The organism is Planomonospora antibiotica (assembly GCF_014647955.1).
Taxonomy (GTDB): domain Bacteria; phylum Actinomycetota; class Actinomycetes; order Streptosporangiales; family Streptosporangiaceae; genus Planomonospora; species Planomonospora parontospora.
The window spans coordinates 14,471-29,696 of sequence record NZ_BMQE01000031.1; the positions used below are offsets into that span (position 1 = coordinate 14,471).

General features: G+C 70.1%; 15 protein-coding genes. 7 read left to right on the top strand and 8 right to left on the bottom strand.

Going from position 1 to position 15,226, the window contains the following annotated elements; translation table 11 throughout:
- Positions 1-46 precede the first annotated feature (46 nt).
- From IEZ06_RS24495 to IEZ06_RS24505, 3 genes are all read right to left on the bottom strand, one after another.
- Entirely contained in the window at positions 47-838 is a 792-nt protein-coding gene (locus IEZ06_RS24495) for an aminotransferase class IV family protein (protein WP_189239029.1), read from the bottom strand.
- Positions 839-959: 121 nt separating this feature from the next.
- The gene (locus IEZ06_RS24500; RefSeq protein ID WP_189239030.1) at positions 960-1,427 is read right to left on the bottom strand and encodes a PPC domain-containing DNA-binding protein; all 468 of its coding nucleotides are present in this window, start codon (positions 1,425-1,427) and stop codon (positions 960-962) included.
- A 4-nt stretch (positions 1,428-1,431) separates the two neighbouring features.
- On the bottom strand, positions 1,432-2,418 hold the full coding sequence (locus IEZ06_RS24505) for an asparaginase (protein WP_229798625.1): 987 nt from the start codon (positions 2,416-2,418) through the stop codon (positions 1,432-1,434).
- A gap of 340 nt (positions 2,419-2,758) precedes the next feature.
- Between IEZ06_RS24505 and IEZ06_RS24510 the strand changes: the two genes are divergently transcribed.
- The 7 genes from IEZ06_RS24510 (at position 2,759) to IEZ06_RS24540 (ending at position 10,423) form a co-directional block, all read left to right on the top strand.
- On the top strand, positions 2,759-3,763 hold the full coding sequence (locus tag IEZ06_RS24510; protein WP_189239031.1) for a radical SAM protein: 1,005 nt from the start codon (positions 2,759-2,761) through the stop codon (positions 3,761-3,763).
- Positions 3,764-3,834: 71 nt separating this feature from the next.
- A complete protein-coding gene (locus tag IEZ06_RS24515; RefSeq protein ID WP_189239032.1) occupies positions 3,835-4,995 on the top strand; it encodes a DegT/DnrJ/EryC1/StrS family aminotransferase in 1,161 nt (386 codons plus the stop codon).
- The gene (locus tag IEZ06_RS24520) at positions 4,995-6,164 is read left to right on the top strand and encodes a class-II aminoacyl-tRNA synthetase family protein (RefSeq protein WP_189239033.1); all 1,170 of its coding nucleotides are present in this window, start codon (positions 4,995-4,997) and stop codon (positions 6,162-6,164) included. Before IEZ06_RS24515 ends, IEZ06_RS24520 begins: the two co-directional genes overlap by 1 nt.
- Positions 6,161-7,090, top strand: a complete 930-nt coding sequence (locus tag IEZ06_RS24525; RefSeq protein WP_189239034.1) for a hypothetical protein — start codon at positions 6,161-6,163, stop codon at positions 7,088-7,090. The genes IEZ06_RS24520 and IEZ06_RS24525 overlap by 4 nt, the downstream gene beginning before the upstream one ends.
- Positions 7,087-7,620: a nucleoside 2-deoxyribosyltransferase gene (locus IEZ06_RS24530; RefSeq protein WP_189239035.1), complete on the top strand. Its 534-nt coding sequence runs from the start codon at positions 7,087-7,089 to the stop codon at positions 7,618-7,620. The genes IEZ06_RS24525 and IEZ06_RS24530 overlap by 4 nt, the downstream gene beginning before the upstream one ends.
- Positions 7,617-8,780: a hydroxymethylcytosylglucuronate/cytosylglucuronate synthase gene (locus IEZ06_RS24535; RefSeq protein WP_189239036.1), complete on the top strand. Its 1,164-nt coding sequence runs from the start codon at positions 7,617-7,619 to the stop codon at positions 8,778-8,780. The genes IEZ06_RS24530 and IEZ06_RS24535 overlap by 4 nt, the downstream gene beginning before the upstream one ends.
- Positions 8,777-10,423, top strand: coding sequence for an ABC-F family ATP-binding cassette domain-containing protein (locus IEZ06_RS24540; RefSeq protein WP_189239037.1), 1,647 nt, complete (start codon positions 8,777-8,779; stop codon positions 10,421-10,423). The genes IEZ06_RS24535 and IEZ06_RS24540 overlap by 4 nt, the downstream gene beginning before the upstream one ends.
- On the opposite strand, the gene IEZ06_RS24545 is transcribed toward IEZ06_RS24540, so the two are convergent.
- From IEZ06_RS24545 to IEZ06_RS24565, 5 genes are all read right to left on the bottom strand, one after another.
- Positions 10,420-11,061, bottom strand: a complete 642-nt coding sequence (locus IEZ06_RS24545) for a histidine phosphatase family protein (RefSeq protein WP_189239038.1) — start codon at positions 11,059-11,061, stop codon at positions 10,420-10,422. The genes IEZ06_RS24540 and IEZ06_RS24545 overlap by 4 nt on opposite strands.
- Positions 11,048-12,202 carry a GNAT family N-acetyltransferase gene (locus IEZ06_RS24550; RefSeq protein ID WP_189239039.1) on the bottom strand — a complete coding sequence of 385 codons (1,155 nt, stop codon included), beginning with the start codon at positions 12,200-12,202 and terminating at the stop codon, positions 11,048-11,050. The genes IEZ06_RS24545 and IEZ06_RS24550 overlap by 14 nt, the downstream gene beginning before the upstream one ends.
- Positions 12,199-13,152, bottom strand: a complete 954-nt coding sequence (locus IEZ06_RS24555) for a GNAT family N-acetyltransferase (protein WP_189239040.1) — start codon at positions 13,150-13,152, stop codon at positions 12,199-12,201. The genes IEZ06_RS24550 and IEZ06_RS24555 overlap by 4 nt, the downstream gene beginning before the upstream one ends.
- 108 nt (positions 13,153-13,260) lie before the next feature.
- Positions 13,261-14,226, bottom strand: a complete 966-nt coding sequence (locus IEZ06_RS24560; protein WP_189239041.1) for a phosphotransferase enzyme family protein — start codon at positions 14,224-14,226, stop codon at positions 13,261-13,263.
- A complete protein-coding gene (locus IEZ06_RS24565; protein ID WP_189239042.1) occupies positions 14,223-15,170 on the bottom strand; it encodes a DegT/DnrJ/EryC1/StrS family aminotransferase in 948 nt (315 codons plus the stop codon). Before IEZ06_RS24565 ends, IEZ06_RS24560 begins: the two co-directional genes overlap by 4 nt.
- Positions 15,171-15,226 lie beyond the last annotated feature (56 nt).

A 15,226-nucleotide genomic window follows, 5' to 3' on the forward strand; every position in this document is an offset into this window, starting at 1 on the left:
GGCAATATTGAACTACGCCGGGTCTCGTAGAGAGGACAAATGATTGCTACAGGGCCTCTCCAGGAATCGCCATGTACTCGTCTTGCAGACGGTCGACGGCAGGGAGGCCCGTCGCGAAGCGGGTTCCGTCGATCGACCGGATGGCTCGGATGCCGATGGCAGCGTTGGTGACGAAGGCAGCCTCCATCGCCCCTATCTCTTGAAGCGCCACCTCGACGGTCTCGAACTCGATGCCGCCGCGCTCCATCACCTCGGTGACCAGCCGCATGGTGACTCCCGGCAGCCAGTCGGACCGCGGCCACAGGACCTTCCCGTCCCGAAGCAAGGCGACGTTCCACGTCGCACCCTCGGAGATCCGTGACTTGCCGTCCACGAACAGGACGTCGTCATAGCCGTCACGTTGTGCGGCCCGCCGGTGGTGCATGGTGCCGAAGAGGCCGACGTGCTTGACCTCTGGAAGCTCGCGCTCGTAGTGAACAGAGCGCAGCTTCAACGGCGGCAACACCTCGGTTGAGGCCGGCCGGGTGGAGATCAGGATGCTCGGGTGCGTATCAGTGCCCGGATGGGCCAGGTCGAGTGCTGGGTCGAACACGGTGACCCTCACGATCCGGGGGAGTGCCACGGCCGTGGCGGCGCGCCGGGCGAGGCGTCGTACCAGCTCCAGGTCGAGGTCGATGCTGTGGAGGATCCGGCAGTCACGATGGAGCCTGTCCAGGTGCAGCGAGAGGCCACGGACCCGCCCGCCCTCCTCCACTCGCATCGAGGTGAAGTGCCCGTAGTTGTACAGCCCGAGCGCGCTGAGCTCGTCAGGTGTGACCGGCCGCCCGTTCAACTCCATGCGATCATCCTTGCAGCTTCCGGCTTACGGGACAGGAAGAGAATCCGCCTCGTTCGCTGCCGGTGCGGATCAAGCTCGAAGAGGGAGCTGCCGCTGTGGTCGGGTGTCTACCGCTCGCCGGTCACTCAGAAGGCAGGAAGGTGAGCAGGGGCACGTTGTACATGCCGGGGTCGGGCACCCTCGTCATGGTTGGCGCGAGGATCTCGACGACCACCATCTCCACCAGGAACTGGACTTTGGCACTCAGCAGGTGGCTGGTGCGGCCGTTCGCCGCGTCGGCCTTGACGCCCACGCTGACGTGGATGTGCGGCAGGACCCTGCCCGAGGCCGCGTCATAGGCGAGGGTGCCACCGCCGAAGGCCTCGACATTCTCCAGGTGTACGTGCGACCAGACCGGTGCCTCGGGGTCGGTCGGCTTCTCGCAGGTGCCGACGATCTGGACGTCCCGGAAGGCCGCGATGAACATCGGGATGTAGCCCTGCCGGATCTCGTTCTCCCGGCAGAACGCGTCCAGCGTCTCGAAGAAGTCCTCACCAGGCGCGAAGGTCACCGCGAAGGTCCGCCCAGTCGTCAGCTCGTGGCTACGCATCGGGTCAGCTCCCCGCCTGCTCGAAGAACCCAGGGATCTGTTCTTGTGGTGTGCCCGCGTTGAGCAGCACCTGTAGCAGGATCCGCGCCTTGAACGGGCCGAGCGAGCCGCCGCTGATCAGACCATGACCCAGCAGATCCTGCTCTGACCCGGGGAACCCGTAGGTACGGCTGAGCAACGGTCCCGCGCCGGTCCGCGTGGTCAGCACCACCGGCATGCGCCGAGCCAGCTCGGCCAGGATCGGCACCGTCCGCGCGGGCACGTGACCGGCGCCGAACGCGGCGAGGACCAGGCCGTCGAACCGGGCGTCGATGCCCTTCAACAGCTCGCCGTCATCGCCCAGCGTCACGGTCACCAGCGCGATCCGCACCTCCCGGCCCTCCCAGGAGCCGCTGACGGTAAGCCGCTGCGACGGCCGCCCGTGGATGCGGATCTCGTCTTCGACCACGCGGCCCAGCGGTCCGGTGTCCGGTGAGGCGAACGCGCCGGTGCTGACGCTGTGGACCTTGCGTACCTGCCGGGCGGTGTGGATCTCGTCGTTGAACACCACCAGGCAGCCCAGGCCGCGCGCTCGCGGGCTGGCGGCCACGCGGATCGCGGCCAGGATGTTCGCCGGGCCGTCCGCCCCGGCCATCGTCGGGTTGCGCATCGCCCCGGTGACGACGACCGGCAGGTCGCCCTCGTGCAGCAGGTCCAGGAGATAGGCGCTTTCTTCGATGGTGTCGGTGCCCTGGGTGACCACCACGCCGTCGACGTCCTGCTCGCGGATCGCGTCGGCGAGCTCGCGCAGGTCTGCTGGCGACAGTGACGCCCCGGGAAGCTGCCGGAAGCCGTACATGTGCAGATCTACACCTAGCTCGGAGAGTCCGGGGACGGAGGCGATGAGCTGCTCGCCGGTCAGGGCGGGGACCACCCCTGCGGGGGATTCCGAGGGCTGCGCGACCATGGCGATGGTGCCGCCAAGGGTGAACACCGCGATCCGTGCGCCCACGCTCACATCCCTTCACATCTCGAGTGTCCGAGCGTAGTTCCCCGCCAACACCTTGAGCAGGACCGAGATGGAACCGGGACCCGGTCCAGCTCGGTGAGCGGCAGCGCTGCGCGAGTACCGGTAGCCGGCATTCGTGAGTACTTCATGCATCTTCTCTGGCTGTCAGTGCAGCTCAGCCAATGGAAGAGGCGGAACGGATCGGCCGTCCCTGCGGGGACGACCTGAGCGGACCTCTGCGGGGAGCATGAGATGCACGATCTTCGGCTCGGTGCTGCTGGCGACGCGCACTTGGCCGTTGACACGCCGTCGCTGCTCAGCCGACCACAGAAGGGACCAAACGATGGCCGTACTGCCCGGGGAACCCGGGGAAGGCCCCCTGGACCAGCGCGTCCGTACGGCCGGGCGTCCGCGGATCGTCTACTTCAATCTCTTCGACGACTGCAACGCGCGCTGCAACATGTGCGAGTGCTGGGAGAAGCCCCGGACGCGGCGGACCACCGAGCACTACAGAGAAGCACTGGAACACGTCCTCGAACTGTCGCCTGACGCGATCAGGTTCACCGGTGGCGAGCCCCTGCTGCTGCGCGATCTTCCCGACCTCGTACGCCGGGTCTCCGCCGCGGGGGTCCGGGTCTCGGTCATCACCAACGGCAGGCTTCTCGGACCGAAGGCCATGCCGCTGGCGGAGGCCGGATGCGCCGAGATCGTGGTGAGCCTGGACGCGTTCGGTCTCGTCCACGATCAGATCCGCCGGACGCACGGCCTCTTCGAGCGGTGCGTCGCCGGCATCGACTCCGTGGTCAGGAGCGGGATGTCGTACGGCGTGAACACCGTGGTCCAACGACTCGGCGCCGACGACCTCCCCCGCCTGGCGAACCTGCTGCTGGACCGCCCCGACCGTCCTGCCTGGTGGCATCTCATCCCGATCAGGGACAACGGCGCGCTGACGCCCACGGGACGGCAGCTCGACCGGTTGCGGGAGACGATCCCCGTCCTGGTCGGCCAGGCCGCCGTCCAGGGCGTGGAGATGGTCGCGGACCCGGGGATGTTCGACGCTCACGGGCCGGTGCCGTGCGACGTCCCGAGCTTCACCGCGTACGTCAGGGCCGAGACCGGCGAGATCTACGGCTGCAACATGCTGGCGTACGCCGACGGTGTCGTCGGCAGCCTCCACGACGTTCCGCCGGACGGCCACTGGCCCAGCCCTCGCGCGGATGAGCTCCGTACACGCTGCGCCGCCGGGACCAACACGGCGTGCTCGCGCTGCGACCCGGCCTCCCGAGCGATGAACCACCTGCTCAGACGTCTCGCTGACGAAACCATCCAGGAAGGTGCGTACCGATGACGGTGACGGATGGATCTCTCGCCATCCACGGCGGGAAACCCGTGAGGCCCGGACGACGGCAGGCCAACCCTGTGATCAGTGACGCCGCCGTGGCCGACGTCATGGCGGTGCTGGAGAGCGGCGCGCTCGCGCGGTTCTACGGCGGCGCCCAGGTCCGGCGGTTCGAGCAGGTCTTCGCCGCCTACTTCGGCCGGCGGCACGCGATCGCCGTCAGTTCGGGCACCGCGGCGCTGCACTTGGCCTACCTGGCCGCCCGACTTCCGGCGGGAAGCGAGGCGCTGGTCCCCGCCAACGCCTACGTCTCCGCCGTGTCGGCGCTGATCCAGGCCGAGATCGTGCCCGTGCTCGTCGACATCGATCCGCTCACCTGGGCGATGGACCCCGCGGACTGCGAGCGGAAGCTCACCGGGCGGACACGGATGATCGTGCCGGTCCACATGTACGGCCAGCCGTGCCCGATGCCCGAACTGGTCGAGTTCGCGGCCCGGCACGACCTGGTGCTCGTCGAGGACTGCGGCCAGTCTCACGGCGCCCTGTCCGCCGGGCAGCCGACGGGGACCTTCGGCCGGGCCGCCGCGTTCAGCCTGTGCTGCCGCAAACACGTGGCGATCGGCGAGGGCGGGATGGTCGTCACCGACGACGACGTTTTCGCCGAGACCGTCCGCTCGCTGGCCCACAAGGGCAAGGGCGAGGGCTGGTTCGACTACCGCGAGATGGGTTACAGCTACAACCTGACGGAGATCCAGGCGGTTCTCGGCCTGCACCAGACGCTCCGCCTGGACGACGAGCTGTGCACGCGGTCCCGCTGGGCGGACCTGCTCCGGGAGGAGCTCGCCGACGTCGGGCTGAGCTTTCCCACGATCCGGGCCGACAGCACGCACGCGTACTTCAAGCTCCACGCCCTCGTTCCGGAGGAGACGGCGCCCCGCCGGAACGAGATCGTCGATGCGATCCGCGCCGAAGGAGTCGGATGCGACCCGAGCCACCCCTGCCTGAGCGACATCGCGTGGCTCCGTGACCGGCGTCCGTCCCTGCTGGCCGTCCTCCCCGAAGAACGGCGGCCGGACTACCGGCCCAGCGCGGTGCCGGTAGCCGACGACCTGCTTGCCCGCCAGCTCTGCATTGAACTCGGCCCCGGTCTCGACGGGGACGACATCGAGGCCGCCGGCGCAGCCGTACGCAAGGTCATGGCCTACTTCCAGCGGGCGTCCTCCGCCGCCGTGGAGATCTGATGGCGGGCGAGCCCGCCGGCTTGGTGCTCTCACCGGAGGAGCACGTCCGGTTGTGCGACGCGCTCGGACACGCGGGCCTGGACTCCGAGGCCGAGTGGGACAGCCTCGACGTCGCCTGCGCTCTCACCGTCCTGGAGGACGGCCTCGGCATCGTGCTCGACCCGAGCGCCGCCCATCCGAGGCGGCTCCGCAGCCGGGAGGCGCTCGTCGACGCGATCGCTGGCCACGGCACGCGGAGGAGGCCGGGGGCCCGGCTGTCGATCGATCTTCCGGAGCATCTGAGCGGATCCGGGAGCGTTGGCGAGCGGGAGCGGCGCCGCCTCGAATACCGGCTCTCACTCGCGCATCGGGATCTGAGACTCGCGGTCAGCAGGCGCGGGCCGCTGCGGATCGTCGCTATCGCCGACGACCCCCTGGATCTGCCCCTCGATCCGGCGAGCCTGTCGGCTCTGCCGATCGGCGCGCGGGAACCCGCCGAGCCGTCGCCGGCGCCCGCTCTCAGCGTTCCGGCCTTCCACGGAGCCGAATCGGGCCCGGTGATCGAGACGGTCGAGTCCGAGGTACGCGAGTTCGTCCTCGAACGAGGTGGACGTTCATGGCCCCATGCCAACCCGATGATCGCGGTCGGTGAACTGCGGGAGCTGGGTTACCTCGATGCCCACCCGGAGCAGCTCGTCCGGCTGGACGGAGAGACCGCTCTGCTGCCCGCCGCCTGCCTCAACTCGTTCGAGCACCTATGGCAGGCCGGCGGATCGGTCCTGGTCACCTTCACCGCGACCGTCTTCCGGCGGGAGACCCGCTACATGCCGGAGCTCGGCCGCCTACCCGCGTTCACCTGCAGGGAGATTCTCTGGGGCGGGGACGCCGCCTACTCCGACGCGGTCGCCGAGGCGGTGGGCGCGTTCCTCACGCGGCTGGCGGACCGGTTCGGGCTCCGGCACCGCTGGGTCCGCGCCGAGGATCCGTTCTTCCTGGCAGACGGAACCGGAGGCGGCAAACACGAGCTGCGGGTCAGAACGCCCGGCGGCGAGATCGCGGTCGCGTCCGTCAACCGGCACGGGGACCACTTCGCCGTGCGAAAGTCCCTGCCGCCGGAATGGACCACCGGCTGCGCGGGACTCGGCCTGGAACGCTGGGCTCTGGCCGCCACGGGCGGAGGCGGCAGATGAGGCCGTACCTCTCCCGGCTCGCCACCGCCATGTACGGCCCGCAGGCCGAGACCGCTACGGCCGCGTACGGCATCAATACCCTCACCGAGCCCCCGCCGTGGCTGCGGGGGATGGAGGCCGGGGTCGTCGCGGCCACTCCGGCGGCGGCGGACGGCCCTCGCCCGGACGTGGTGGTGGCCTCGACCTGCGTCGACCACTGCGACGCCGATCCGGGGCGGCTGGCCGCGACGGTCCTCGCTGACCTCGTCCACGGAGCCGCGGTCGCCGGTCTCCTCGGACGGCCGCTGCTCTCCTTCATCGGGATCGGTGAGGAGATCCACCTGGTGCCGGGCGGCGGGGATCTGGCCGCCCGGTGGCACGAGACGGCGGACCGCGTCGCGGATCTCTTCCGCGGCCTCGCCGTACCGCCGGGATCCCGGATCGTCAGCACCGCCGACGCGGACCTCTGGCGGGCCCTGAACGACGTGGTCGAGGCCGACCGCGTGCGGTTGCCGGACGACGAGCTCGGTGGCCTCTACCACCTGCTGGACGGCTCGTGCTTCCCACGCGGCACCCCGTTCCGCTACTTCTACGCCTACTACCGGGCGAACATCGCGCACTACCGGCGGCCGGTGGTCGAGCACCTCATGGGCCCCGCGCCGGGAGGGATCCTCGTCGTCGAGAACCTCCAGCAGGTGAAGGCCGTCGCCGTCGCCCGGCGACTGAACGGGGACTGGCCGACCGAGCATCTCGCGACCCTGCCCGCGCCCGACCGGACCGGCCGCACCCGCGCCACCCGGAGCGGTCGCCGGGACGGTGTCCCCCTCGACGCCTTCCTGGACGACCCGATGGGCGTGCTGGAGGGCGTCGGCCCCGACGTCCGGGCCTTCTGGCTCATAACCCGCGATCTCCACCGACGATCTCGTGCAGAAGGGATGGTTCCGTGACTCCGACCGGTTCCCGCGTCTTCCTGGCGGCGCCCTACTCGCAGTGGATGGATCCCTCGACCGGGCTGGTCGAGACCCGGTTCCGCGAGCGCCTAGACCGGCTCCGCCGAGGCTTCCTCGACCGTGGCGCCCAGGTCTTCAGCGCCCACCACAACGAGCAGTGGGGCGCCGGCTGGCTCCCCGCCGAGGAGTGCACACCCGCCGATTTCCAGGCCATGCGGGTCGCCGATGTGGTCTGCGCGGTGATCGGCTCGCCGCCTTCCGGAGGCGTCGCCGTCGAACTCGGGTGGGCGTCCGCGCTCGGCAAGCCGATCCTCGTCGTCACCGACGAAGGCGGCGCCTGCACGCCGATGATCCGGGGGATCCACACCGTCACCCGGGCCGCGTTCGTCACGGCCGGGCCGGACTGGACGGACGCGTTCGCGGACACGGTGATCGACGCGACCCTCGCGTTGGTGCGGGACGGCGGCGGCGCGCCGTACCGGACGGGCGACCCCGGTCCCGGATATGTCACGGCGGCCGGCGCATGAGCGCGGCTCCCGGCCTCGCCCTCGGCGCGGTGGACTTCGGGTGGGGGAGCTCCGGAAAGCTCAGCGCGATCATCGGGGCGCTCCGGGAGAACGGCGGCGACCACCGCCTCGTCGTTCTGGGCACCCGGCTGGGCCGCCGTGTCCTCTCCGGTCTCGCGGTGGAGGCTTGGTACGAACGGTGGCCCCGTGACCCGGCCGACCTGGGAGCCCTGCTCGACAGGCATGCCGTGGCCGCGGGGCTGGTGGTCCTGGATCCGGAGCTGGCGGTGGCACTGGAGGCCGTCGGCCGCCCCACGGTCTACGTCGACAGCCTCCCCTACCTGTGGACCGACGCCGATGCGGTTCCCAGCGATGTGGCCGCCTACTGCGCCCAGATGTGCCCCGTGCTGCCGAGCGCCGCGTGGGGGCCGCTGCGGCGCATCACCCGGCTGCACTGGGTGGGACCCGTGATCAGAAGAGCCGCCCACCACGACCGCGCCCCCGGCCGGGCGGTCGTGAACCTGGGCGGGCTGCACTCGCCGAGCAACCCCACCGGCAATCCCGTCTATCTCCGGCTTGTCCTGCGGCCCGTGATGCGGGCCCTGGCCCAGTGCGGGATCCGTGAGATCCACATCTGCGGAAACGCGGAGGCGGCTCAGATCCGGTCGATCGTCGGCGACCTCCCCCGCGTGATGTCCACTGGGCCGAGGGGCCACGGAGAGTTCCTTGACCTGCTGGCCGGCGCCGAACTGCTCGTCACCTCCCCGGGGCTGACCACGCTGCTGGAGGCTCTCGACACCGGCACGCCGACCGTCTGCCTTCCTCCGCAGAATCTGAGCCAGATCTTCAACGCCGACCGGTTCGCGGATCTGACCGACTCGCGGGCGTGCGTCCGCTGGAGCGGAGAGGTCCTCGACCGCGACGCCGTCGAGCGGGCCCGCGCGGCGGGGGAGGAAGCGGCGCTCAGAGTCATCGACGGCGCCCTCAGAAAGACCGACCCCGATAAGATCGCTTCTGAGCTGGAGACCGATGTGGTCATGGCTATCGCTCATGTCAGAGGTGTCCGTACGGAGGCGGGCCTCAGCGGCCTGCACGGGACCGGCGCCGCCGAAGTCACGGCCATCCTCCGGGACGTGGTCGCGGGAGCGGTGGCGCAGCGGTTGAGCACGGGAGTGCCATGAGCCACGTATCCACCACGGAACTGTCCTATGCCCATCCCGGCGGAGAGAACCTCTTCTTCGGAGTCACCTTCCTCATCTCCCCGGGAGACCACGTCGCTCTGATCGGCGACAACGGGGCCGGCAAGTCGACGCTGATGCGCATCCTCGCCGGTGAGCTCAGCCCCGACGAGGGAGAGATCGCGGTCGGCGGCCGGTTCCTCCACATGCCGCAGGACGTCGGGTTCGACCGGCCGGACCAGACCGTCCGCGAGATGCTGCTGCGGTTCGCTCCGCGCCCGCTGGACGCCGTGGGTCGCCGCGTCATCGAGGCCGAGCGGCGTCTCGCCGGTGGGGACGAGGCGGCCGGCATGGAATTGGGCGCCGCCATCGGCGAGTGGTCCGACCTCGGGGGCTACGAACTTGAGGCCCGGTGGGACTCCACCGTACGGCGTGTCGTGCGTGGAGGTCTGGAGGAGATCGGGGACCGCGCGGTCACGCAGCTGTCCGGCGGTGAACGCAAGCAGGTGGTGCTCGACCTGCTCTTCCGATCGGACGCGGCCGTCCTCCTGCTCGACGAGCCGGACAACTACCTCGACATCCCCGCGAAGCGCTGGCTGGAAGAGCTGATCCGGAGCACGCCGAAGACGGTGCTGCTGATCAGCCACGACCGCGAGCTGCTCAGCGCGGCGGCCTCCAAGGTCATGACCTTGGAGGCCACGGGCTGCTGGATCCATCCGGACTCCTACGCCACCTACGAGGAGGCACGGGAGAAGCGCCAGCAGGCGCTCGGTGACGAGCTCAAACGGTGGAAGGACGAAGAGCGCCGACTCTTCCAGTACTACAAGACCATGAAGCAGCGGGCGGCCCTTAACTCCCGGAACGCGCCCAAGGCGGACGCCGCCGAGACCCGGTGGCGCAAGTTCGCCGACGCGGGCCCGCCCCCGCCGCCCGTGCCCGAGCAGAAGATCCACGTACGGCTCCGCGGATCGGGGTCAGGACGCAGGGTGCTCAGCTGTGAGCGTCTCGCCCTGGACGGCCTGGTACGGCCGTTCAACGTCGAACTGCGCTTCGGTGAACGCGTCGGGCTGATCGGCCCCAACGGCTCGGGCAAGTCCCACCTCATCCGGTTCTTCGCGGGTGAGGACGTCCAGGCCGAGGGTTCGTTCATCCTCGGCAGCCGGGTCCGGCCCGGCCACTTCACCCAGGTGAACGCGCGCGGAGACTTCCAGGGGGCGGTGGTCCTCGACATCGTCCGCCGCTGGATCGGCAACCACGAGGCCGCGATGTCGGCCCTGGCGCGCTACGGACTGCAGGGCGCCGCGCAGCGCTCCTACGACACCCTCTCCGGAGGTCAGAAGGCACGTCTGGAGGTGCTCTGCCTGGAACTGGAGGGCGACAACCTGCTGCTTCTGGACGAGCCGACGGACAACCTCGACATCGCCTCCTCGGTCGCGCTGGAACGCGCCCTCGACGGGTTCGAGGGGACCGTCCTGGCGGTCTCCCACGACCGCGCGTTTCTCAGAACGCTCGACTGGTTCCTCTACCTGCAGCACGACGGCAGGATCTTCGAGATCACCGATCCCGACGAGGCCGTCCGCGTGGTCGCGGAGAAGGCCGAGCCTCGCCCCTCGGGGAAGGTCCGGCTCCTCACCGAGCCCCGTTAACGCCTCACCGACAAGGGGATCGTGGCCGTGTTGATGGCGATGATCCTGGACAGCCTGACCCGGTTCCCCACCGTCCGGAAGCCGAGCACGGTGAAGTGGGCCTCGGCCAGCGTGAACAGCCTGTCCTCGGGTGGGACGCCGCAGAACGCGCTGAGCATCCAGCAATGCGGGCCGCCGTGGGAGACGGCGACGACGCGGCGGTGGGGACCGGCCATCAGGCGTTCGACGGTCCCCGCGGCCCGCCGGACGGCGTCGGTGAACGGTTCGTCCCCGTCGAGCTCCAGGGTGTCGGTGTTTCGCCGGTCGATCAGCTCCATGACCGCCGAACCGTGACGTGCGGCGATCTCGGTCAGCGACCGTCCTTCCAACGTGCGGAAGGTGCGTTCGACGAGTCCCGGTTCGAGGCCGGGGCTCAGGCCGACCTGTGCGGAGATCCGCTCGGCGGTCATCCTAGCCCGCAGGGAAGGGGAGCAGTAGAGCCGGTCGGGCGCGAACGCCGCCATCTCCTCAGCGGCCCGGCGGGCCGCGGCGTCGCCCGCAGGGGTGAGGGGGCGTTGATCGTCCGCGTCCCAGACGTCCGTGGTGCTCGCCGCCTCGCCGTGCCGTACGAACACCAGAAGCCGTTCATCCTGCCCCACCGGGCCACCTCCAGTCGTCGGGGAGATCAGTGTTCAGCTTCGCCGCGTACCAGCCGCGCCAGTCCGCGTCCGAAGTGGAGTTCCAGGTTTCGGCCCGGACCCGCTGCCCGGCCGTGACGGGACCGGGCCGGATGAAGACCGTCCACAGCGGCACGAGCTGGAACCCGCGCCTTGCCTTGGCCTCGTAGGCGCCGATACCGGAGTGGAGCCAGCGCAGGCCGTGGTCGAAGGCGTACCGCAGCGGAAGGTGGCAGGTGAGCGTGAAGTAGACGCCGCTCCTTTCCACCAGCTCGTCACACGCGCCGTACGAGCGGATGTAGAGCCCTCCGTGGCTCGCCGCGGCGGTGGTCACGGCCGCCAACCGGCCACGCAGTCTGGCGGTGAAGACCAGCATCCGCTCGCCCAGGACCGTGCTCTGCGCATTGAGGAGCGAGGCGGTCCGGTCGCGGTCGGCATGGCCGTCGCGTCTCTCCCGGCCGAGGGTGATGAGGTCGGCCACTTCGTCCACGATGCCGGAGAGTTTTTCGGCGCCGAGTGTGAAGGGCTCGCGGGTGAGGCGGCGTTCCTCGTAGAGGAGGTTCTGCCGCTTCCTCGGCGACAACGACGCCAGATGATCCTCAAAGGTCGGCGCGGTGATGGTCAGCAGGGTCGAGGGTCGGCAGCGCAGCGCCAGGACACGTTCGGGCAGCAGGCCGGTGAGGGACGCGGCGGCCTCTCCGGTGAGGAAGGGCCAGGCCACCGAGCGGGCTCCGCGCTCGTCCGCCAGGCGCAGGGCCTCCTCCACCAGTTCGCCGACGGTGTCCGGGTCCGTCTCAGCACCGGGTTCCGGTCTGACGGGACCGGTGGACAGCGTGCTGTTCCACGAGCCGACGGTCAGGCACGGGGCCCAATCATCGGCCGCCCGGCCCAGGGCCGGACGGAGCACGCTCCCCTCGTGGTCGTAGCCCCCGCCGGGCCGTACGGCCTCCAGGTGGACGGGCAGCATCACCGGAGACCGTCCCGGAACCGTCAGGTAGGTCAGGCGCGTTCCGCTGGCCTCGGCCAGGCCGAACCAGTCGGCGGAGTTGAACAGGGCGCCGGGGCAGCTCTCCCGTGCCCACACGCTGGGCGGGACGTCCGAGACGCGGCTTCGGCGGGTCATGACGGCTCCGGAGCGGAGTAAGCCGCGCGGACGCCGACACCCGCGTCGAGACACCGGCGGAGTCGCGCATCGTGGGCGTGGCGTTCCCGGCGGAGCCGATCCGCCGCGGGACCCGCAGGCCAGGCGAAGTCGATCCGCTCCCGGTCACCGGTCGCCACCAGCAGCTTCAGCATGTCCGGTCCACCGAACAGGTCGATGCGTTTCAGTGGCACGCCGCCCCAGCGCCGCCGGAGACCGTCGACCATGAGGAACATCCCGGGCGCGTGGCCGCCGAACCTGGCGTCGTAGGACCATTCCAGCGCGTAGACCGTGTCCTGGTGCCGAGCGTCGAGCCGGTAGGCGACCGGGCGGTCACCGAGTACGGCGGCAGACATGGTGACGAGCCGTCGACGGAGAAGCCGCTGGTAGTACCCCAGCTGTCCCTCGCTGTCGAGGTCGAGTCGTGCGGAGGCCTTCCAGGAGTGGCGTTCGATCTCCGCTAGCGCCGCGCAGGCTGCCGTGCCGGTCATCGTGGCCGCGCGCAGCGAGGAATTCCAGCGCCGTGTCTTGCGGGTGGCCTGTGAGCCGTGGCGCTCCCGGAACCGTTCCATGACCCCGTGTCCTCCGTCGTCCCAACGGACGACTGGGGAAGGGCTCCGCCGCCAGACGGCCATGCGAGGGACGGCCGCGAGCCGATCAGCGGCGGCACTCTCGGGGTAGGCCAGCGGGAAGTAGAGGAGGCCGGTGCCGAGATCGGCTGCGATCTCCCCGAGCAGGCGCTCCAGGATGCCGGGGTCGAGGTCGGAGGCGGCGAGGACCGGCGCGCCGGGGAAGAGGGACCGCCACCCGCGGCCGGTCTGCCGGAAGGCCAGGACGCAGCGTGGGCTCCCCGCCGGCCAGCCGTAGACCACGCTGGTCTCATTCGTCTGCTCCAGCCTCGCCGTCAGCGTCTCCGGGTGCTGGTGTGGCATCTCGCCCGCCGCCTTGAACAGCTCTCCTACAAGCCCCGGAAGCTTGTCGGCACGTGCCTCCCGCTCTGGATCGGGCGGCCATAACCGGTGCGCCGTCTTCATCCGTCGTCACCCTCCGGAAGTCTTCGGATCGTCGACGAGCCGGAGAATCTCCCGGATCTTTCCGGGTTGGCTCGCGACGATTTCCAGTGAGCACTCGCCTCGCAGATAACGGCCGCCGTGGTGGGCGACGCTCTCGAATTTGGCCATGAGCAGCCCGGTCAGCACGTCCTCGACGGAGCAGGAGATGCCCCCCTCGGTCTGGTAGGCCCCGAGCATCCGTTCCAGGAGCACGGTCGGTTCCGGTGCGCCGGAGCGGAGCACGATCGTCTGGGCGATGGTCGCCAGGTCTGCTAGGACGAGGTCTCTCCTGGCGTGGTCCCAGTCGAGAAGTCCGGTCAGCACGGGCTCGCCGTCCGCGGCCATCCGGAGGTTGGGATTCGAAGGGTCGCCGTGCACGAGTTGCGTCGGCTGCCGGGTCAGGATCTCCAGTCGTTCGCGGACCCGCGCCTCCGCCGTGGCGACGATGTCCCTCTGCTCGGCGCCGTAGCCGAGGCGGGGGTCGGCGGCCAGTGCGGTTCCCCGCTCGAACAGCGTCACCATGTCCGTGTCCGAGACGGTGAGCGTCGGCGGGAGCGTCCTCAGCAGCCGGTGCAGGCGTGCCATGCCCGCCGCCACCGCCTCCATGTCAGCGGGGGAGGACGCCACCGGCGCGCGGCCGGGAACATGTTCGGTCATCCACCAGATCCATCCGGCCGTCTCGACGGAGTGCTCTCCCGACCTGGTCCGCAGGAACGCCGGAACGGCGTAGGCACCACCTGTTTCCTGGGCCACCGCGGCGCATACCGCCCGGAGCCGGTCGATGGACTCCCGCATCGAGGGCGGAGCGCTGGACAACCACGCGTCGCCGACGCGCCAGGTCGTCTTGTTGACGCCGATGTCCACCCGTTCGGCAGGCTCGGTAAGCCCCCAGTGCTTGTTGCTCAGGTCACGGGCGAGTGAGTCGAGGTCGCTCGGGGTGAGTCGCTGTGTCATGTCTGGACTTCCTCACTGGTCGCGGACGTCACGTCGTCACCGCCGTCCCTGTGGGGCTGGATCTTGGTGACCGTCACGCGGTCGTAGAGCTTCCCGAGCCTGGGCAACGGCGGGTCAGACCACGGTCCCAGCCTGTCAGCGGCGGTCCTCCGCCATGCTCGATCTCCGAAGGTGGTATCCGGGTGGAGTCGCTTTCCGCGACCGTCCAGCCGCGGGAACCGCGACAGGGCGACCGCCGCCTTCCGCCATCCCGGAGGCAGGGCGCTCCCGGCGTCGCGGAGTGCCTCGCGTGTGGCCGTCCGCCAGGCGTCCATCCTCCGCCCGTGGAGGGTCAGAGCGGACAGGGCGGCTCGGACGGCCCCGTCATGGAGGTGCAGCTCGAGACCGAAGGCGATCTTCCGGCCGTGGTCGTCCTTCCCCCCGTTGAGGAAGGTCCGCACGTCTTCGACGATGTCGGCGCCGCCCGCGACGACTCCTCCTCCGGCCCCGCCAAGAGGCTTGCCGCTCCGGAACGAGGAGACCAGCACCGTCGAGTGGACGGCCGCCTGCCGCCACACCTCGGTGTCCGGTGTCTGCGCCAGATCGATCACCAGGGACACCCCGTGCCGAGCCGACCAGTCGCGCCACGTCTCCATGTCGGGGGCGTGCCCGCCGTACGGTGCGTAGAGGACCAGTCCGACGTCCGTGGACGCCGCGATCATGTCGGCGTGGGCGGTGGACATGAGGAACGCCTCGTCAACGTCCACCAGAGCCGGCCGCATACCGGCGAGAAGTACGGCGTGCACGACACCGGAGCAGATCCATCCCGGCATCAAGACCGTACGGCCCGGGGCTGCGAGGCAGGAGGTCAACGCGAGTACCGCCGCGCAACCGCTGGCCGCGACCGCGGCGCGTTCGCATCCCAGTGACTCGGCCGCGCGGAGTTCGAGTTCGCGTCGTCGCACCGCTGTGCCTCCTCCCGGCTCCGTTCACGGTTCCGTCCCGCCTCAAGCATCCCGGC